Raw genomic sequence first — 19,580 nt, 5'->3', positions numbered from 1 at the left:
TCGCAAGCGGGTCATTTGCACCTGACCCGAGCGCAGCCGGGGACAGGACCTGGATGCATGGTCCTGTCCCGGTGCGCCGGGTTCTCCTAGGCGAGGAAATCATAGTCTGCGGGGTTAATCGACTCGGTCACTTCCCAGTATTCAACGTTGGTGAAGGGCCAGATCTGGGAGACCCGCCCCTTGGCGTTCTGGTACCAGGTGCGCACGTACGGCTGTCCCCATGCCATCTGCCGGTTCTCCCCATCGACCCAGGCCACGAAACGTTCCATTGCCTCGGGCCGGACGTCCAGTGCCTTCACCTGGCGTGCCAGGACTTCACGGATGGCCTTCAGGGCGTATTCGGAAGCCCTTTCGAGCATGAAGTGGAGACTTCCCGCCACGACGCCGCCCACGTTGGGTCCGTAAACCATAAAGAAGTTCGGGAACCCGGGCACCGTGATTCCGTTGTACGCACGGGCGTCGCCGTCCCATGCATCGTGGATTTCGACGCCGTCGAGGCCCCGGATCTCGATACCTTCAAGGTATTCCGAAGGCCGGAAGCCGGTGGCGTAGACAATGATGTCCACCTCGTGCCGGGTTCCGTCTTCGGTGACTATCCCGGTGGGAGTGATTTCCCGGATCGGGGAGGTTTCCACGGCCACGTGGTCCGAGGTGAGCGCCCTGGCCCACACTCCGTTGTCCCGCAGCATCCGCTTAGCGCCCGGCGGATAGCCGGGGACGGCGTGCTTGAGCAGTTCGGGGTGGCCGCTGAACTGCTCCCCCAGGATCCGCGTAAGTTCCTCTCGGACTTCCTGGTTTCGGGCGGAGACGCTGAGCGGGGCGCCGTTCCAGGCTTCCTCTGCCCGTACGGTGTGGAACCGCCCGGGAATGCCCAGTACTGTCACCCACAGCCGGTACCACTGCGCATAGTGGGGCACTTTGCGGCGCAGCCAGGAAAAGACCTCGGTCATTGAGTCGTGGTAGCTCGGCGCAGGCAGCATCCACGGTGCACTGCGCTGGAAAACGACCATGCTCTCCACGTCCGCGCAGATCGCGGGAACGATTTGGTACGCACTGGCACCGGTGCCGATCACGGCTACGCGTTTGCCCCGGTAGTCAACCGCCTCGTCCCAGTCCTGGGAATGCATGGCAACACCACCGAAGGAATCCCGGCCCGGGAAGTCCGGAATGTTGGGGATGTCCAGCTGTCCGGTGGCAGTGATAACGGCGTTGAACGTCCGGCGCTGTTCGGTTCCGCCCCGAACGCGCGTGAGCACTGTCCACAGTCCGGTTTCCGGGTCCCAGTCGGCACTGAGCAGGCGGGTTCCGTATTCCACCAGTTCCGCTATGCCGGACCGCTCAGCCACGGTTTCCAGGTACTCGCGGATCTCGGCGCCCTGCGCAAACTGGTGCGGCCAGTCGGACCGCTGCGCGAAGGAGTAGGAGTAGCCGAACGTTGGGGTGTCCAGGCGCACGCCCGGATAACGGTTTTTCTGCCAGGTGCCGCCGAGCCGGTCGGCGGATTCGATGATGCTGAACGGAACGCCCGCCTGGCGGAAGCGGTGTGCAGCGGCAAGCCCTGCCACGCCGGATCCAACGATCAGGGCGGAGAATTCCCGGCCCGCAGCGACGTCGTCGAACTGCCAGTCCGGCGCGCCGTTCTTATCCGGGGCCAGATCCAGCTCGTGGCGGAGCATTCCGTCCCATTCGGTGTGCCCGTTGGCCAGGAATTCGAGAATCGTGCCGGTTTCGGCATGGCTGAGCATCCGGCTGCGGGTGATTCCCTCATCCCGCAGCCGGCGCAGGCCCGCGAGCGCCGCTGCCCGGCCGCGTCCCTGCGCTTCGGCACTCATGCCGCCGTGCGGGTGGCTGACGGTGTCCACCGGTTTCAGCGGAGGCCGCAGGTCAGGAGTCAGGAAACTGGTATCACCGGTCGCGGCGGCAAGGGCTGCCAGCAGGGCTGGAAGGTCCGCAGCTTCAACGATCCTCTGCAGTTCCTCATCCGGTTCAGTGATCCGCTCGCTGTGTTCCTGCCAGAACAGGTCGTCGGGGGCCTGCACTGCCTCGTCGAGGCCGGCGGCACTCATGCGCCCACTCCTGTGAGCCGGGCCGGCTCGCTCTGTCCGGTGACGTTGGTCTTGGCGAACTGCACGCGTTCGTAGACCTCGGCGCGAAGTTCACCGAAGCGGGCATCCGAGCGGGTCAGGAGCTGGTCGCGCTCCTGCGGCAGGTCGATCACGATGTCGTTCTGGATAACCGTGGGTGAGCTGGAGAGCACCAGGACCCGCTCGGCGAGGTACACGGACTCGTCGATGTCGTGGGTGACGAAGAGAATCGTCATGTTGTGTTCTTTCCAGATCCTGCGGACCAGATCTTCGAGGTCCGCGCGGGTCTGGGCATCGACGGCGGCGAACGGCTCATCCATCAGCAGCACGCTGGGCCGGGAGGCGACCGCGCGGGCAATGGCCACGCGCTGCTGCATACCGCCTGAGAGTTGCCATGGGTACTTACTGCCGGCCTCGGCCAGGCCTACGTCCGCGAGCGCGTCGGCCACCCGGCTGGTGCGTTCGGCCTTGGACAGGCCGGCGCTTTTGAGGGGCAGCCCGACGTTCGCTTCAACTGTCATCCACGGAAAGAGGCTGCGGCCGTATTCCTGGAACACGACTGCCATGCCCTTGGCCGGGCCGTTGACCGGCTGGCCGTCGAGGACCACGCGGCCGGAGGTGGCCCGCATCAGTCCCGCGATGCACTTGAGCAGCGTGGTCTTGCCGCTTCCGGAAGGACCCACCAGGCAGGCGAACTCGCCGTCGTGCAGGTCGAAGGTCAGCGAACGCACCGCTTCGAATTCAGTTCCGTTGCCTGTCTGGTAGATCTTCTGCAGCTGGTCTACTTCAAGGCGGACCGTCTTGGTTGCGTTAGTCATTCTTGTTCTCCTTCAATCCTTCGTACCAGGCGAGTGTCCGCTTCTGGATCATTTGGAAGACTGCAGACAGAGCGACGCCGATGATTCCCAGGAGCAGCACACCGCTCCACATTTCCGGGATGGCAACGCGGTTTTGGAAGTTGATGGTCCAGTGCCCGATTCCGTCCGTGGATGCGAACATTTCGGAGACGACCATCAGGATGAGCGCCACGGCCAGGCTCTGGCGGATACCGGCCATAATCTGCGGCGAGGCCGCGGGAAGCACCAGGTAACGCATCCGGTCCAGGCCTTTCAGCCCGATCACCTTGGCGGTGTTCTGCTGGACTTCATCGATGGACGTGACGCCGGCAACCGTGTTAAGCAGGATCGGCCAGACGCAGCTGAACACGATCAGGGTGATCTTCATGGCGTCGTTGATGCCAATGAGCAGCAGCAGCACCGGGATCAGGATGGTGGAGGGCACCGCGCGGATGAACTCGAAGAGGGGTTCAAACAGCCAGCGGATCCAGCGGACGTAGCCAATGACGATCCCGACGCCGACGCCGATCACGATCGAGAGCAGCAGCCCGGCCAGCAGCCGGTACAGACTCGGCAGGACGTCGGATACGAGGCGTTCGGAGAACCAAATGCTGAAGAAGCGGTCCACGAGCATCGCAGGTTCGGGGATGAAGAAGTTGGTGGTCACCGAGGTGTAGACGACCCACGCCGTGATGAGGATCAGCGGCAGGCCCAGGAAGTAGCCGGTCTTTTTCAGGACGTTCGTCATGCCGATTTTCCTCCGCGTACCGATTCGTGCCAGAACAGGGTTTTGCGCTCCACGAACCGCATCATCATGTTGATGATGATGCCCAGCAGGCCGCTGGTAATGATCAGGGAGAAGATGGCCGGTGCCGACCCGTTGATCTGGGCCAGTGCCACTTCCTGGCCCAGCCCGGGCGTGCCGACGATCAGCTCCACGCTGATGGCCAGCACCAGGGCCACCGTTGCGGCCAGGCGCAGACCGGTCATAAAGAAGGGAAGCAGTGTGGGGAAGATGAGGTAGCGGACCCGTTCCATGAACGAAAGCCCCAGGGTCCTGGTGGTGTCCATGGCTACCTGGTCCAGGTCGGCAATGCCGTAAAGGACCTGGATCAGCACGATCCAGAAGCAGGCGTAAATAATGATCATCAGTTCCGAGCCAAGCCTCGGGCCAAAAAGCAGCGCGGCAATCGGAATCAGCGCCACGGCCGGGATGGGCCGGAGGAACTCCACCGTCGAGTGGGTGGCCCTCACCAGGAAGCTGTTCGAGCCGACCAGGACGCCCAGCACCAGTCCGGCCACGGCGGAGACCAGCAGGCCCAGGAGCCAGGCGCGCAGCGTATGCCCGGTGGCGACCCAGAATTCCGTGTAGGCCAGGTTGGCGAAGAACCGCTCAAGGACCTCAGTGGCGGGCGGCAGGTGCCGGGAATCCACCAGGCCGGTCACCGCGGCAAGCTGCCAGGTCAGCAGGAAGCCGAGGACGCCGCAGGTCCCCAGCAGCGCCGGACCGACGCGGAGCCAGCGCGCCGAGGACCGCGCTGCGGTCGATGTAGCTGGGTTGGCCGTCATGACCAGCCCCCTTTCGGATAACAGGATTGGGAAGCCTGGGGCCGCCGGGCTTCGGACCGGCGGCCGCTGGTGCTATTTGCTCCAGACAGTGGATTCAACATCGGGGCGTTTCTCCGTGACGCCGTGCTTCTCCATGAGGTCCGCGAACTGCTTCAGCGCGTCCACATCAAGTTCGGCGCTCCAGGCAATGAAGTCGGTTTTCGCCGCTGCCTCCGGAGAGGTACCCAGAACGGACGGGAGCAGGTCCCGCACCTCGTCCTGGTGTTCCTCGGCGTAGGCCAGCGTCTTGTCCAGGGCCGATACGAAGCTTTCGATCAATGCGGGATCGTTCCGTGTCAGGGCGCCGCTGGAGGCGATCACGAGCTCCGCTCCGCCCAGGTTGGCGTCCTGGATGAAGTCACTGATGACGCTGCCGCCGTCCGCGACGATCTGCTGCATGAACGGCGGTCCGGCCATGCCTGCCTGGATCTGGCCGCTCTCCAGCTGGGCACCCACCTCGTTGAAGCCGAGTTGTACGAAGGTGACCTTGTTCGGGTCCCCGCCGTCGAGTTCCACGGCCTCACGGATGCCGATCTCGCCGATGCTGCCCAGGGCATTGATGGAGACGGTCTTGCCTTCGAGGTCCCGCGCACTCTTGATGTCCGAGCCCGGTCCCACCAGGACGGAAACTGAGTCCTCCACGATTTCGGGTCGGTTGGCCGCATAGCCGGACACAATCTTCAGATCCAGGCCCTGGGCGGTGGCAATCAGCGGCGTCGTAGGGCTGGCGAGCATGAAGTCCAGGCTGCCGGAACTCAGGGAAGGCAGCTGTGCGGCGCTGCCCTGGCCCAGCAGAACCTCCAGGTTCAGGCCTTCCTCCTCGAAGTATCCCTTGTCGATACCGAGCTGGATGGCGCCGACGGCGGAGGACGGGAACAGCCCGATCGTCACGTCGCGCAGGTCTGAGTTCCCGGAGCCGGCAGCGGCAGCTTTGCCCTCTCCGCCGGAGATGGAGCCTGAGGCACAGCCGGTGAGGGCGAGGGCGAGCAGGGCGCCGGCTCCGAGCAGACGCGTGATCTTGGTGTTCATCTGGTTCTCTCTTCTTTGAGGGAACGAAACGCGGTGCGGCGGTCCGCGTTGGACCGGTGCGGTGCGCTCGTCAGTAAATGTGGGGAATCGGAAGCCGGGGGTCAGGCGGTGGCGACCGCCTTTTCACGGGCCGGGCGCAGGTGCGCCTTTTGGAAGATGGTCCGCAGTGCGCTGTCCAGGTCCTGGGCAAGGCATTCGGCTGCGATGACGTGGTCCGGGCGGACTACGACGGCGGAAACCGGCCGGGCGTGGAACCAGGACTTCAGTTCACCGGCAGGATCGCCGATCACGCTGACGCCGGACGAGGCATTCGCGGCTGCCCAGTTCAGCTGGGCGGAGGGCACCAGCTGGATGAGGGAGGCATCCAGGTCCGCCAGCTCGGAGCGGGTGTCCTCGCTGAGGAAGTGCGCCGGGTCGTTGTTCCAGACCAGGACGCGCCAGCCGGCGCTAACGGCGTCGTCAAGCAGCATGGTCTGCGCTCCGGGGACCTCGACGCGGGGCTGCGGGAACAGGGTTCCGGCACCCGGGGAGGTTCCTTCTTCGACGGGAACTGACTTGGACACGGTCCACGGGGATTGCAGCACTACTCCCCTGGTGTACTTCGGCATGGGCTTGAAACCCTGGCCGGAGACGTAGGACTTGAGCTTGGGCAGGCGGTCGATCACCGCAGCCGCGGTGTCGCGGACGGCGGAGGTGACTTTGCTGCGGTTCGTCACGACCTTCGCCATGCCCACGGAGAGGTCCACCATGGCCTTGACGTGGTCCCGGCGTTCTTCGGCGTAGGTGTCCAGCAGCTCCTGGCCGGCCCTGCCACGGACCACGGCTGTGAGTTTCCAGCCGAGGTTCAGTGCGTCCCGGATGCATGAGTTCCATCCCTGGCCTGCGACGACAGGCATGACGTGTGCAGCGTCGCCGGCAAGCAGCACCCGGCCGTCGCGGAAGCGGTCGGCGATCCGGGCGTGGTGTTCGTAAACCCGGCGGCGGATGATGTCCAGGTTGGCCGGATCTGCGACGTGGTCCTGCAGGAGCTTATGCAGGAACTCGTCGCTTTCAACCAGCGCATCGTCCTCACCCTCCAGGAGCATGAACTCCCAGCGGCGGATGCCGTGCGGCAGGCTGAGCGTGGCGTAGCCGCGGTTGGGGTCGCCGCCGAAGACAGCGTGGGGTGTACCAAGTGGATCGTTGGCGACATCGATAACCAGACCTCGCTGCTTGCGGGTCTCACCCGTGAAGGGGATGCCCAGCTTCTGCCGGGTAAAGGACCGTCCGCCTTCGCAGCCCACCACGTAGGCGGCCCGGAGAGTGGATTCCTGTCCCTGCGAGCGGACGGTAACACTCACGCCGTCGCGGTCCTGGACGAGGTCCACTGCTTCGGTGCCCATCCGCACGTCCACACTGTCAAAGCGCCGTGCGCCCTCGAGCAGGACGGCGTCCACCAGCGGCTGCACAAAGCCGTTGCGGCGTGGCCAGCCGAACTCACGGGTGGTTGGGTTGATCCCGGCAATCACCTTGCCCGAGCCGTTGACAATGCGGATCTGCTGGTCCGGAACGGTGTGCTCGAGCACTCTGTCCACAAGCCCCAGTCCCTGCATGGCCCGCAGCGATTCGTCGTCAATGCCGACGGCGCGGGGGAAGTCGATCAGCTCGTTCCGAGCCTCGATAAGCACGGTCGAGACGCCGTTCTGCCCCAGCAGGTTCGCGAGGGTGAGGCCCGTGGGGCCCGCGCCGATAATCAGGATGCTTGCCTGTTCCGTCATGATTGTTCCTCCAAAGCCGCATCCAGGGCTGCCACGGTTGCCCGGGCCTGCTTTCCCATAAACACCAAGTCAATTCCCATGCCAACGAAGTCCAGTCCGGTGCTGCGGATGTGCGCAGCGGCGAACGCCGGATCGCTGCAGTACAGCCCCAGCCGGACGCCCGTCCCACGGGCTGCGGCTGCAACCTTTTCAATCCCTTCGGCAACGGGGCCGTCTGCCCAGTCCGCCCGCCCGGGCAGTCCGTAGGAAACGGCGAGGTCCGCCGGGCCGATGTAGACGGCGTCGACTCCCTCCACGGCGAGGATCTCTCCAGCCGCGTCCACACCGGCGGCGGTCTCGATCTGCACGACAGCTGCCACGGCCGCGTTGCCGGCCGCGCAGTAGTCCTCGCCGGAGTAGAGTCCGGGCCGGCTGGGGCCCAGGCTGCGCCGGCCAAGCGGCGGATACTTCACTGCCGCCACCAGCTGTGCGGCCTGCTCGGCCGTTTCGATGGTGGGTGCCACGATGCCGCGGGCACCGCTGTCCAGGAGGCGCCCGATCGGACCGGGTTCGAGGCCGGAGGGACGGGCAAAGAGGTGGGAGTTGCCGCGGGGAACGGCACGCAGCATTGCGCAGGCGTCCTCCAGCCCCACTTCACCGTGCTGCAGGTCGATCATGAGCCCGTCGTAGCCGGCGTCGAGCGCGGCTTCCACTACGGCGAGCGAGGCGGTTGCCACGTGCATCATCACGGGCACGGAGGAGCTCACGGTTTTGCTCCTGCAGCCAGCCGCTGGGCGTGAGCGGCTGCGTTGGCTCCGCCGAAGATAGGGGCGATTTCCCGCCGGTGGATCAGCCAGCGGCCGTCCTGCTCGACGTACTGCTCGCGGAACTCGCCGACGCTGGCCGGCATGAGCGGATCTGCCTGGCTGTCACGGAAGGTCATGTAGTACGTGGTCCCGCAGAGGACGCCGTCCACGAAGGCTAGCCGGGTGCCGCCGGAGAAATGCCGGACGAGACCGGCGTCGACCTGAACCCGTTTCTCTCCCCAGGACTTGATGGCGTCCCGGCCTTCCATAGTGCCCATCGGTCCGGTTGAAACTGCGTCCCGGGCGTACAGGGTGTAAAGCTGGTCTGCCTGTCCGTGGTCCAGCAGCCAGTGGTGTTCGGCTACGAGCTGCTCGATCTCAGCCCGGATTTCAGGGGTAACCCTACGCATGTGTGTTCTCCTTGGTGCTCAGGGTGGCTTCAACGGATCCGAACCCGTGGGAGTATTCGGCGCGGTAGGTCACGTCCGTGTCCCAGTCCACGATCATGCCGATGGATCCGGAGAGCAGGATCTCCCCGGCCAGCAGCGGCTTGCCTACGCGCAGCGAGGTTTCGGCCAGCCAGGCGATCGCGTTGATCGGGCCCTTCAGGACATTGCGGCCCACCCCGCGGGTGACTTCCTCACCTCCGCGGTAGAGGACCATTTCCACCTCGTCCAGGTTCACTTCGTCATAGCTTTTGCGGACGCTGCCCAGCACAACGCCCTCGCAGGCGGCGTTGTCCGCCACGGTGTCCAGAATGGACATTCCGTAGTTGTGGTACCGGCAGTCCACCAGCTCAATGGCGGGTGTCACGTAGTCGACGGCGGCTATGATGCTCTCCAGATCTGGGCTGAGCAGGTCTTCCTTCAGCACGAAGGCGATTTCGGCTTCGATCTTGGGCTTGATGAAAACGGAACGGGGACGCACTGTTCCGCTCTCGAAAACCATGTCCTCGAGGATGATTCCGTAGTCCGGCTGGTCCACTCCGGCCTTGGCCTGGACCATGGGATTGGTGAGTCCAACCTTGCGGCCTACCCGTCGAAGACCGGATTCCTGGACCCGGCGGGCGGTGTTGAGTTCGGAGATGGCGTAAGCGGCGTCGAGGTCGCCTTCCGCCAGGTGGTTGCGGATGAAGTCGATGGGGTGCAGGGCCCGGCGGGCTTCATAGAGTTCGTCGGCCAGCCTCTGCACAGTGCCGGGGGCGGCTGTTGTTTCGGTCATTCGGGTCACCCCTTTCGGGCGAGGAAATCGAGGGCACGTTCGTTGAAGGCCTGCGGGCCTTCCCACTGCGGCCAGTGCGCGGCATTGCGGATCAGCAGCAGCTCCCCGTCCGGAATGGCGGCGGCAAATTCTTTCCCGGTCTGCACTCCGCCTGAGGGCTCATGGTCCGTCCACACCAGCAGCGCAGGCACGGTCAGGGCGGCGTAATCCTCCACGGTGACCCGGTTGCGGAAACGGATCTCCGGGTTTTGCAGTGCGAGGATGTGACTCATGGATTTAGCGAACCCGTCGCGTCTGTAGACCGCCCGGCGCATCTGCACCAGCTCGTCGGTGATGAGCGCCGGGTCGTGGATAACCACCTGCAGCCGGGCCTTGACGTTCTCAAAGGTCGGGTCCTCGACGGCGTTGCGGCTGACGGAACGTGTTTTGCCGATCGCCGAGGGTGGCATGACCTGCCCGCCGGGCGCGCTGAGGATCAGGGTCTTCACCCGGTCTGCGTGCTTCTGGGCAAACTTCAGGGCAATCCAGCCGCCGAGGGATTCTCCGCACAGGTGCACCTGGTCCAGTCCAAGCTTGTCCAGCAGCCCAAGCAGGTGCTGTTCATAGTCCGGAATCTCGAGGTCAGCTTCGGCAAGGGTTGAGAACCCGTGCCCGGGATAGTCGTAGGCAAGGACGGTGTATTCCCCGGCCAGCGCGCGGATATTCCGGGTGAAAGCTTCCAAGTGACCGCTCGTGCCCGCCATCAGGACGATCGTGTCCTTTCCCTGGCCGACGCTCAGCACACGGGTACGGCAGTTCCCGACGTCGATGTAACGCAGCTGGTGCGGCAGGTCACCGATTTCCTGCCACAGCGTTCCCAGTTCCTGACTCACGCAGGGCTGTCCGTCTTGGCTGCTACGACGCCGAAACCTGCACCCCAGGTTTCCACCGGCCAGTAGCGATCTACTGCGAAGCTGTAGCTGCCGGCCGTGGCCAGCGCACTGAATGCTGCGATCCAGGTGCGGACCTCGTGGGCACCGCTGCCGCCCTCGGTGTGGAACCATTCGTTAGTCCAGGAATCCACCACGGAAAGGTCACCTGCACGGAAGGCGTCAAGGACCTTGTTGTCCCATTCCGCGTTCAGGGGCTGTGCGGTGGCCTTGCCCTCCGCGAACTTGCGGATGTTGGCGATCATGGTCGATTCCTTGGCTTCGCGCTGTTCAGCGGTCATCTCGAAATGGATCAGGCGTTCCTGTACCTCCTCCGGGGCCCCGTCCCAGACGGGGATGGGCGGGTTGTGGGAGAGCCCGCCGGAGGCGAAGATCAGTACCTTGCTGTCCAGCTTGGCAGCAGCCCTGCCCACGGCTTCACCGAAAAGCCGCACCCGGTTCATGGGCGTGAGGGGCAGCCCCACGGAATTCACGAAGATTGGCACGAAGGGGTTGGTAAACCCGTGCCCATAAACGAATTCCAAGGGCTGGAGGACGCCGTGGTCAACCTGCAGCCGCTCGGAGCGTGCGATGTCGATTCCGTCTTCGAGGATAAGCCGGTGCAGCTCACGCGCCGCGTCGCTGTCTACGGGCAGCGGACCGGCGGAGGTTCCCCAGTCCCCCACGCCTGTTGCCTGCGCACCGACGCAGAAGGGCGGCATCATCTCGTACATCACGCCGTTGAAGTGGTCCGGCCCCAGGGCGATGGTGACGTCCGGAGCGAAGTCCTCCACGAAGTCACGGACCTCGTCAATCGCCGAGTTGATCTCGGCGAATACGGTTCCTCCCGGATCCACATTTCCAAAAGAGGGGGCATGGGACATTGCAGCCACTGCAAGAGTCATTTGGGACTTCCCTTCAGGCCCGGGGGCCTTACGCGTCTGGGTAGAAGAGCGAAGGTTTCTTGATTACCTCGTCTAGAATAGAGATTCTAGTGAGTTCAATCACATCTGGCTAGGGGTCTTTGTAATCGGCGTCACAAAAAATCAGAGGGCCGATGTGACAGCCCATCCGTTACCTACCGTCAGCGAAGGAAATCTATGAGCACAGAGCTGGTTCCGCCTCCGTACGACCGCGAGATCGCCCCCGCCTTCCTGGCCAAGTTCCCGGATGGAAACCGCATGGCGGGACCTGCGGATCTCAACGCTCTGCGGAAGGCCGCAGCTGCCGGCCCTGCGATCCTGGAGCAGCGCGACCATGTGCACCGCCGCGACGAAGCCGTTCACGTCGGCGGGAACGCAACCGTCCCGGTCTCGGTCATCCAGCGCAGCAGCCGGCAATCCTCGGGTCCGGTCATCTTCCACACTCACGGTGGCGGAATGGTGGCGGGCAACCGGTGGAGTGGGCTCGCGCCGTTCCTTCAGTGGGTGGATGAGTTCGATGCAACGCTCGTCACTGTTGACTACCGGCTGGCACCGGAACACCCTGACCCAGTGCCGCGCAGTGACGCCTATGCAGCGATGGTGTGGGCGGCCCGCGAAACCGCAGGGGGCCGCAGGTTCTTCGTAGCCGGCCAGAGCGCAGGGGGAGGCATTGCCGCTGGACTTGCATTGATGGCCAGGGACCTTGACGGCCCCCGCATCGACGGCCAGCTCCTGCTGAGTCCGATGCTGGACGACCGGAACTCATCAGTTTCGGCCCTCCAGTTCGACGGCACCGGCGGATGGGACCGGGGAGCCAACGCCTTCGGCTGGGAATCCCTGCTGGGTCCGGCCCATGCCCGGGAGCAGGTGCCGCCCTACGCAGCCCCGGCCCGGGCACAGGATCTTTCCGGGCTGCCCCCCGCCTTCCTGGAGTGCGGAACGGCTGAGGTTTTCCGGGACGAGACGATGGCTTACGCCGGCCGGCTGTGGGAGGCGGGAAACGACGCGGAGCTGCACCTGTGGGCGGGCGGATTCCACCGTTACGACCAGCTTGTTCCGGACAGCGCCGTCTCGAAAGCCACCCTCAGCGCAAGAACGGGCTGGCTGCAGCGCCGTCTTAACGTCTGACCAAGCACAAAAGGGGCCCTCCGCATCTGCGGAGAGCCCCTTTGCCGAAGTCAGCTACTTGCTGGAGTAGCGCGAGTGTTCCTCGTGGGCACGGGCCACTTCGGTCCGGATGTCCTCGATGTCCTTGACCTTGTCCCTGTACTTCTTGTCCATCTGCAGAATCTGCTTCTCTTCGTCGCAGAGTGCCCGGTAGATGCGCTCCCGCTCGGCCTCATCCGAGGTGTAGGAGAGGTCCAGGTAGGCGTTGGCGTGGCGGCGGGCGTTGTTCACGGCGGTCTGGGCCTTGCCTGCCGGGCTGACCAGCGACGCAATGACGGTGATGAGCAGGACGCCGATGATGACGCTGAGTGACAGGCCTGTACTGACTTCGACCACTTCCACATGCTCGCCGTTATTGATGAACGGCAGGGTGTTCTCATGCAGGGCATGCAGCACAAGCTTCACGCCAATGAAGGCGAGGATGGCGGCCAGGCCGTAGGAAAGGTAGATCAGGCGGTCCAGCAGTCCGTCGATCAGGAAGTAGAGCTGGCGCAGGCCCATCAGGGAGAACGCCGTGGCCGTGAAGACAATGAAGGTATTCTGCGTCAGGCCGAAGATGGCGGGGATCGAGTCCAGGGCGAAGAGGATGTCGGTTCCGCCGATTGCCACCATGACCAGCAGCATCGGGGTGAGGACCTTCTTGCCGTTTTCGACGGTCATCAGCTTGTCGCCGTCGTAGTGGTCCGTGGTGGGCAGGACGCGCTTGGCAATGCGGATGATGAAGTTGTTTGCCTCATCCTTCTCGCTGTCCTCGGGCTTGAGCAGGTTGCCGGCGGTGAGCAGCAGGATCAGTCCGAACAGGTAGAAGATCCAGGAGAAGGAGTTGATCAGCGCTGCGCCCAGGAAGATAAACCCGGTTCGCGCAATCAGCGCGAAGACAATGCCGAAAAGCAGGACCTTTTGCTGGTCCTCGCGGGGCACCCGGAAGGACGCCATGATGATCAGGAAGACAAACAGGTTGTCTACGGAGAGGGCTTTCTCCGTGATGTACCCGGCGAAGTACTCGCCGCCCATGGTGACGCCGCCGAAGACGAGCACCAGGATGCCGAAGATGACGGCCAGGCCCACGTAGATGGAGGACCAAATGGCCGCTTCCTTCAGGGTTGGAATGTGGGCCTTGCGGATGTGGAAGAAGTAGTCGAAGGCCAGCAGGCCGAGGATGACGACGATCGTCACGCCCCAGATCAGGGGGGAAACAGTCATGGAGTCTCTGCTTTCGTAGGGTACGCCAAAGGACCGCAAGTCTCTCCGGCAGCCATTGGCTGCCCGCTGGCCCCGGCCGGGCGTCGGTGCCCTACGTGTTGACGAGGTTCAGCGTGGGTGGATACTCCCCTACGAACCGTCCACTCTACCCGATGCACGCTGCGGGGCGCGACGGACACGGCACTGACCATGGAAGGAACAAAAGCACACCGGCGGCTTTAACCACAACCGCCGCACCCGAAACCGGGTACGGCGGCTGTGCCCGGCCCGGAAGGCGGCCGGCCGGGGACCTCTATCCCTCGCAGTCCTTGCAGTACTTGGTGCCGTTCTTCTCCACGGCGAACTGGGAGCGGTGGCGAACCAGGAAGCAGGAGCCGCAGGTGAATTCGTCTTCCTGGGCCGGCACTACGCGGACCAGCAGTTCCTCGCTGGAGAGGTCCGCGCCCGGCAGTTCGAAGGCTTCCGCCGCCTCGGATTCGTCCACGTCCACTACGGCTGACTGCTTGTCGCTCCGGCGGGCCTGAAGCTCTTCGATCGAAGCGGTTCCGGCGTCCTCTTCGACCTTGCGCGGTGCGTCGTAATCAGTAGCCATATTCAGGCTCACTCTCCAATGCTTGGTGGGGGCTGTGGAACGGGGCAGTGCACCCCGATGGTAACCGGTACTGTCTGCCGTGCAGGTCAGAAGCGCAACAAGTGTGACACATTTCGGTTCAGCGTCCGGCCGAAGCCAGTTCCTGTTCCGCGCCGGTACCGTCCGGGGACTGCGCCGGACCCAGCAGGCGGGCACCTTCGACGTCCACGTCCGGAAGGATCCGGTCCAGCCACTTCGGAATCCACCAGGCGGATTTGCCCAGCAGGTGAAGCACGGCCGGAATCAGCGTCATGCGGATGACGAAGGCGTCCAGCAGGACGCCGATCGCCAGGGCGAAACCGATCGGGCGGACCATCGTCAGGTGCGCGAAGATGAAACCGGCGAACACCGAGACCATGATGATCGCGGCTGCGGTCACTACGCGGGAAGCGTGGTCAAAGCCGCTCCGGACAGCCTGGCGCGGATCTTCACCGTGCACGTAGGCTTCGCGCATGCCCGAGACCAGGAACATCTGGTAGTCCATGGCCAGCCCGAAGAGCACGCCGATCAGGATGATCGGCAGGAAGCTCAGGACTGCACCGGGGTTGTGCACGTCGAAGATACCGCCCAGCCAGCCCCACTGGTAGATCGCCACGACGGCACCGAAGCTGGCAGCCAGGGAGAGCAGGAACCCTCCGGTGGCGATCAGCGGCACCAGGACGGAACGGAAGACCAGCAGGAGCAGGACCAGGGACAGCCCGACGACGATCAGCAGGTAGACCGGCATGGCGTCCATCAGCTTGTCCGAGACATCGATGTTGATGCCGGTCTGGCCGGTGATGGCGATCTCCACGCCCGTCTCGTCCTGAATCTGGCCCGCGTCGTCGCGAATGGTGTGCACCAGGTCCTCGGTGCCTTCGGCGGCCGGCCCGCCCTCGGGGATGACCTGGTAGACAACCATGCCGCCGTCGTCGCTCGTGGAGGCGGGGACCACCGTGGTGACGTTCTCCAGCCCGCGCAGCTTGCCGGCGACTTCATAGGTGAGGTCCGAGGCCTCCCTGTCCGTGAGACCGTCGGGCAGGTAGCCCACCACGATCACCGGTCCGTTGATTCCTTCACCGAAGCTGTCCCCCAGCCGCTGGTACGCCTGGTACGCCGTGGAATCCACCGGTTCTGAACCGCCGTCGGGCAGTCCCACGCGCAGTGAACCGGCCGGAATGGCCATGGCTCCCAGCAGCAGGACGCTGAGGACCACGGTGATTACCGGGTGCTTCGTGACCAGCCGGCCCCAGCGGCGCGGGCTGCCGTTTTCCTTGTGTTGGGCTGCTGCGGCCTGGTCCTCCGGGGCCAGGGCCGCGTGCGGCGCGGGCGGAGTGATGCCGGCCTGGGCCCAGGCCTTCTTCGAGAGGATGCGGTTCCCGATGAAGCCCAGGAAGGCAGGGGTGAGGGTCAGCGCCACCAGGATGGCCATGGCCACGGTGCCGGCTGCTGCCAGGCCCATCACGCTGAGGAACGGCAGTCCGGGAACGGCGAGCGCAGCCAGCGCGATCACCACGGTCAGGCCGGCGAACAGCACGGCGTTGCCGCTGGTACCGGTGGCTACGCCGGCCGATTCCTCCAGCGCCATGCCGTGCAGCAGCTGCGTGCGGTGCCGGTTGATGATGAACAGGGAGTAGTCGATGCCCACGGCGAGGCCAAGCATCAGCGCCAGCATGGGGGAAATTGACGTCATTTCCACCACGCCGGTGAGGGCCATGGTGGTGCCCACGCCGGCAATCACGCCCACCAGTGCCATCAGCAGCGGCAGTCCGGCAGCCACCAGGGTGCCCAGCATCAGGATGAGCACGACGGCGGCGACGGCCACGCCGATCCCTTCGGAGGGTCCAAACAGGGAGGAAACGTCCTCTACGATCTCCTTGCTGAAGAACACCTGGACGCCGGAATCGGTGATCCGGTTGGCCGTGTCCTGCACTTCCTGGCGCTGTTCGGGAGTGACCGAGTATGACTGTTCCTGGAACTGGACCTCTGAGAAGGCGGTGGCACCGTCCTCGGAGACAAAGCGCAGTCCGTCCGTGGCCTCAGCCAGGCGCTGGGCCTCCAGCAGCTCCTCTTCGCCGTCGGCCAGCCGGGCCACGCCGTCGTCGTAGGCGCCCTGCTGCTCCGCGAGCTGGGCTTCACCGGCAGCAAGCTGCTCTTCCTGTGCGCTGAGCTGCGCCCGGACAGCTTCTGCCTGCTGCACCTGTCCGGCAGCGTCGAGCTGGTCAGCCTGCATTTGTGCCATGGAGAGCTGGTCCCGGCCAGCGGCGAGCTGCGCCGCGGCGGCGTCGAGCTGCGGCTTGCCTGCCTCCAGCTGCGCACGGGCGGCCTCCAGCTCTGCCTGGCCTGCCGCGAGCTGGTCCGCGCTGCCGTCCAGCTGGGCCTGCATCTCGAAGGGATCACTGACGGACTTCAGGAAGTCGAGGCTGTTCAGCTCTGCCACCGTGTCCGTGACGGCCCGGCGCTCGGCTTCGGTGAAGGCCCCGCCGGATGAGGTTTCGAAGACGATCCGGCCGGATCCTCCGGCGGCATCCGGTACCCGGTTCCGCAGCTCGTCAAGGACACGCTGGCTCTCGGACCCGGGAATGGTGAAGTTGTTGGTGGTCGGCGCGCTGAAGGCTGCGAACGCCCCGCTAATGCCGAGGAGCATTACGAGCCAGGCGCTGAGGAACCACCAGCGGTGCCGGAAGCTGAATTTACCGAGCCGGTAAAGCAGGGATGCCATGGATTTCTTTCTGTGGGCGGGTCGGGTGGGGCTGTCTAGCGGCTGAAGCCGTCGCGGAGGAACCCGATGGCTTCAGAGAAGAGTTCCTCTAGCAGCGTGAGGGTCTGCGGCGTGATCTTTCCCCGGGTGCGGTGCTGCCACTGTGCAAACGCGGTGCGCCCGCAGGCGAGGACCGCGGCCACGAGGGTGCTGGTGTAGAACGGGTCCGCCTCCTGGCCCAGGCGGGTCTGCAGTGAGTCCACAATCCGGTGTTCGGCGTGATCCCAGGCTTCGAGGTGGACCCGCGCCATGTCAGGGTTCTGTTCCGCCAGGCCGTGCAGCTCGGCCATGACGGCAAGGTTCGCGGGATCGGCAGGCTGGGAGAGGGCATGGAGCATCGAGTCCACGATGTTCTCGTTGTGCGGACGCGCCTGGAAGTGGCCCAGCACGCCGTCCAGGAAGTCCTCCATGGCGACGTTGAGTGCCGCCGTGGTGCTGGGGAAGTAATTGAAGAAGGTCCGGCGGGAGATCCCGGCTGCCTCGGCAATGTCGTCAATGGTGAACTGGCCGGCGCCTCTGCTGCGGACCAGTTCCAGGGTGGCATCGGCGATCGCCCGGCGGGTCGCGGTCTTATTCTGCTGCCTGCGGGAAACCTGCTGCTCAGTCACATCGCTACACTACGTGCAAGTTTGCACGAGAGGCAAATTCTTTCACCCAGAGGCGGATGTGGACACAGAGATGCCCGCCCCGGTTTCCCGGGACGGGCATCATCCTGCTGTACGCGGGGCCGGAGCCCCGGCGCGGCCTAGCGGGTTTCGGGCTGCGGGCGAGCCGGATCCATCGCAGAATCCCCGCCGGAGGTGTGCGACTTGTCCGCCGGGTTGGCCGTTCCTGCCACGGAGAAGGAACCGCTCGAACCGGACGAACCGGACGAACTGCTGGAGCTGCCGCCGGTGACGCTGTCCTTGGCGTGCGCAGCCGCATCCTTGGCGGAGGACGCAGCGTCCTTGGCTGCCCCGGTGACCTTGTCCTGGATCCCCGGCACCTTTTCCTTGGCCCACTCGGTCCCGTGGTTGACCGTGTCCTGGACCTTGGGATCGTTCCACAGGGACATGATCTTCTCCCGGCCGGCCTTGGAACCAATCAGGTAACCGACGCCGATCCCTGCCAGAAAAGTCATCTTCTTAACCATGGTGTTCCTCATTCCCGCCCCGCTCGAGGCATCATGATGTACCGTCCAATCCTGCGCCGCCTGAGGCTGCGGAGGAATTAAACAGTAACCTTACTACCCGATGACTACTGGGTCACATCCAGCAGCCGGGAGCGGATCAGAAACCGCTTTCCCTCCGGTGCCTCAAGCGAGAATCCGCTCCCCCGGCCGGTCACGACGTCGACGGTCAGGTGCGTGTGCTTCCAGTATTCGAACTGCTCTGCGGACATCCAGAACCCAATGCCGTCGCCATCCAGGTCAAAGACACCCAGCAGCACGTCCGCTTCGGAGGTGATGAAGTCCCCCTCGGGGTAGCACATGGGAGAGGAACCGTCACAGCAGCCGCCGGACTGGTGGAACATTAGCGGCCCATGCTGCTGCCTCAGGTACCTGAGCAGCTCCTGGGCCGCGGGCGTCAGGCCCACCCGGGACATGGTTTCTCCGGGCATGGCGGGCGCGGCGCCCAGGATGTGGTCAGTGGCCTGGTCCATTAGTACTCGACCACCACCCGGCCGTCGATCCTGCCGGCGGCCAGTTCATCGAAGATGTCATTGATGTCATCCAGCGGCCGGGTGGCAATCTTGGGATGAATCAGGCCGCGCGCGTAGAAGTCGAGGGCCTCCACCATGTCCTGGCGGGTGCCGACAATCGAACCCCGGATGGTCAGCCCCTTCAGCACGATGTCGAAAATCGGAGCCGGAAAGTCTCCGGGAGGCAGGCCGTTGAAGACGATGGTTCCGCCGCGGCGGGCCATGCCGATCGCCTGGCCGAAGGCCGAGGGATGCACTGCCGTCACGAGGACACCGTGGGCACCCCCGGTCTGGGCCTGGATTGCCTCCGCCGGGTCCTCGTTCAGCGCGTTGACCGTGACCTCGGCACCGAATTCGCGTGCCAGGGCCAGCTTGTCCTCGGCGATGTCCACCGCGGCAACCCGGAGGCCCATCGCCCTGGCGTACTGCACGGCCACGTGTCCCAGCCCGCCGATTCCGGAAATAACCACCCACTCCCCTGGCCTGGTGTCCGTCACTTTGAGCCCCTTGTAGACCGTGACGCCGGCGCAGAGCACGGGCGCCACTTCCACTGGGTCCGCCCCCTCGGGAATCCGGGCGGCGAATTTCTCGTCCACCAGCATGTACTCGCCGAAGGACCCATTGACGGTGTAGCCGCCGTTCTGCTGCTGCTCGCACAGGGTTTCCCAGCCTGTGCGGCAGTACTCGCAGACGCCGCAGGCGGACCACAGCCAGGCGTTGCCCACAATGTCGCCTTCCTTCAGCTCGGTTACTCCTTCCCCGAGCGAGACCACCCGGCCCACCCCTTCATGTCCGGGAATGAAGGGCGGGCTGGGCTTCACCGGCCAGTCCCCCTGGGCCGCATGCAGGTCCGTGTGGCAGACCCCGGTAGATACCAGCTTGACCAGGGCCTGCCCCGGTCCGGGGCTCGGAACATCCGTCTCGCCTACCGTGAGCGGTTCGGCAAGGGTGTTTACGACGGCGGCCTGCATGCGTTCCATGTGGATCTCCTTAATAGGGGGTGCACTG

General features: G+C 64.8%; 19 protein-coding genes. 1 reads left to right on the top strand and 18 read right to left on the bottom strand.

Annotation, left to right across the window (positions count from 1 at the left end):
* Nucleotides 1-86 precede the first annotated feature (86 nt).
* The 11 genes from ACSLGO_RS01535 to ACSLGO_RS01485 form a co-directional block, all read right to left on the bottom strand.
* Entirely contained in the window at nucleotides 87-2,066 is a 1,980-nt protein-coding gene (locus ACSLGO_RS01535; protein ID WP_436399754.1) for a flavin-containing monooxygenase, read from the bottom strand.
* Entirely contained in the window at nucleotides 2,063-2,902 is an 840-nt protein-coding gene (locus ACSLGO_RS01530; RefSeq protein ID WP_091602389.1) for an ABC transporter ATP-binding protein, read from the bottom strand. The genes ACSLGO_RS01535 and ACSLGO_RS01530 overlap by 4 nt, the downstream gene beginning before the upstream one ends.
* Nucleotides 2,895-3,668 carry an ABC transporter permease gene (locus ACSLGO_RS01525; RefSeq protein ID WP_436399753.1) on the bottom strand — a complete coding sequence of 258 codons (774 nt, stop codon included), beginning with the start codon at nucleotides 3,666-3,668 and terminating at the stop codon, nucleotides 2,895-2,897. Before ACSLGO_RS01525 ends, ACSLGO_RS01530 begins: the two co-directional genes overlap by 8 nt.
* Entirely contained in the window at nucleotides 3,665-4,489 is an 825-nt protein-coding gene (locus ACSLGO_RS01520; protein ID WP_091602383.1) for an ABC transporter permease, read from the bottom strand. Before ACSLGO_RS01520 ends, ACSLGO_RS01525 begins: the two co-directional genes overlap by 4 nt.
* 72 nt (nucleotides 4,490-4,561) lie before the next feature.
* A complete protein-coding gene (locus tag ACSLGO_RS01515) occupies nucleotides 4,562-5,557 on the bottom strand; it encodes an ABC transporter substrate-binding protein (protein ID WP_263127544.1) in 996 nt (331 codons plus the stop codon).
* 101 nt (nucleotides 5,558-5,658) lie between these two features.
* Nucleotides 5,659-7,314 carry a bifunctional 3-(3-hydroxy-phenyl)propionate/3-hydroxycinnamic acid hydroxylase gene (locus ACSLGO_RS01510; protein WP_091602378.1) on the bottom strand — a complete coding sequence of 552 codons (1,656 nt, stop codon included), beginning with the start codon at nucleotides 7,312-7,314 and terminating at the stop codon, nucleotides 5,659-5,661.
* Complete coding sequence (locus tag ACSLGO_RS01505) at nucleotides 7,311-8,060, bottom strand: HpcH/HpaI aldolase family protein (RefSeq protein WP_218054921.1); 750 nt, start codon at nucleotides 8,058-8,060, stop codon at nucleotides 7,311-7,313. The genes ACSLGO_RS01510 and ACSLGO_RS01505 overlap by 4 nt, the downstream gene beginning before the upstream one ends.
* The gene (locus tag ACSLGO_RS01500) at nucleotides 8,057-8,509 is read right to left on the bottom strand and encodes a nuclear transport factor 2 family protein (protein WP_091602375.1); all 453 of its coding nucleotides are present in this window, start codon (nucleotides 8,507-8,509) and stop codon (nucleotides 8,057-8,059) included. Before ACSLGO_RS01500 ends, ACSLGO_RS01505 begins: the two co-directional genes overlap by 4 nt.
* A complete protein-coding gene (locus ACSLGO_RS01495; protein WP_386917063.1) occupies nucleotides 8,502-9,320 on the bottom strand; it encodes a 2-keto-4-pentenoate hydratase in 819 nt (272 codons plus the stop codon). Before ACSLGO_RS01495 ends, ACSLGO_RS01500 begins: the two co-directional genes overlap by 8 nt.
* A gap of 5 nt (nucleotides 9,321-9,325) precedes the next feature.
* Entirely contained in the window at nucleotides 9,326-10,192 is an 867-nt protein-coding gene (locus ACSLGO_RS01490) for an alpha/beta fold hydrolase (RefSeq protein WP_386917064.1), read from the bottom strand.
* Nucleotides 10,189-11,133: a 3-carboxyethylcatechol 2,3-dioxygenase gene (locus ACSLGO_RS01485; RefSeq protein ID WP_325785861.1), complete on the bottom strand. Its 945-nt coding sequence runs from the start codon at nucleotides 11,131-11,133 to the stop codon at nucleotides 10,189-10,191. Before ACSLGO_RS01485 ends, ACSLGO_RS01490 begins: the two co-directional genes overlap by 4 nt.
* 195 nt (nucleotides 11,134-11,328) lie before the next feature.
* On the opposite strand from ACSLGO_RS01485, the gene ACSLGO_RS01480 reads away from it, so the two are divergent.
* Nucleotides 11,329-12,279 (top strand): alpha/beta hydrolase fold domain-containing protein, encoded by a 951-nt coding sequence (locus ACSLGO_RS01480; RefSeq protein ID WP_386917065.1) that lies wholly within the window; start codon nucleotides 11,329-11,331, stop codon nucleotides 12,277-12,279.
* Nucleotides 12,280-12,333: 54 nt separating this feature from the next.
* Here the strand turns inward: ACSLGO_RS01480 and ACSLGO_RS01475 are convergent, their stop codons facing one another.
* The 7 genes from ACSLGO_RS01475 to adhP all read right to left on the bottom strand — a co-directional run bounded on the left by ACSLGO_RS01475 (nucleotide 12,334) and on the right by adhP (nucleotide 19,552).
* Nucleotides 12,334-13,521 carry a TerC family protein gene (locus ACSLGO_RS01475; protein WP_091602363.1) on the bottom strand — a complete coding sequence of 396 codons (1,188 nt, stop codon included), beginning with the start codon at nucleotides 13,519-13,521 and terminating at the stop codon, nucleotides 12,334-12,336.
* Nucleotides 13,522-13,813: 292 nt separating this feature from the next.
* Nucleotides 13,814-14,113, bottom strand: a complete 300-nt coding sequence (locus ACSLGO_RS01470; RefSeq protein ID WP_091602360.1) for a DUF4193 domain-containing protein — start codon at nucleotides 14,111-14,113, stop codon at nucleotides 13,814-13,816.
* A 118-nt stretch (nucleotides 14,114-14,231) separates the two neighbouring features.
* On the bottom strand, nucleotides 14,232-16,853 hold the full coding sequence (locus ACSLGO_RS01465; protein ID WP_436399752.1) for an MMPL family transporter: 2,622 nt from the start codon (nucleotides 16,851-16,853) through the stop codon (nucleotides 14,232-14,234).
* Nucleotides 16,854-16,888: 35 nt separating this feature from the next.
* Entirely contained in the window at nucleotides 16,889-17,500 is a 612-nt protein-coding gene (locus ACSLGO_RS01460; protein ID WP_091602352.1) for a TetR family transcriptional regulator, read from the bottom strand.
* 137 nt (nucleotides 17,501-17,637) lie between these two features.
* A complete protein-coding gene (locus tag ACSLGO_RS01455) occupies nucleotides 17,638-18,012 on the bottom strand; it encodes a hypothetical protein (RefSeq protein ID WP_436399751.1) in 375 nt (124 codons plus the stop codon).
* 116 nt (nucleotides 18,013-18,128) lie between these two features.
* Nucleotides 18,129-18,533: a DUF779 domain-containing protein gene (locus tag ACSLGO_RS01450; RefSeq protein WP_325785865.1), complete on the bottom strand. Its 405-nt coding sequence runs from the start codon at nucleotides 18,531-18,533 to the stop codon at nucleotides 18,129-18,131.
* Nucleotides 18,533-19,552, bottom strand: a complete 1,020-nt coding sequence (adhP, locus tag ACSLGO_RS01445) for an alcohol dehydrogenase AdhP (RefSeq protein WP_176697538.1) — start codon at nucleotides 19,550-19,552, stop codon at nucleotides 18,533-18,535. Before adhP ends, ACSLGO_RS01450 begins: the two co-directional genes overlap by 1 nt.
* Nucleotides 19,553-19,580 lie beyond the last annotated feature (28 nt).

The organism is Arthrobacter sp. IK3 (assembly GCF_051337705.1).
Lineage (GTDB): Bacteria > Actinomycetota > Actinomycetes > Actinomycetales > Micrococcaceae > Arthrobacter_B > Arthrobacter_B koreensis.
This window is presented reverse-complemented; position numbering and strand designations above follow the sequence as displayed.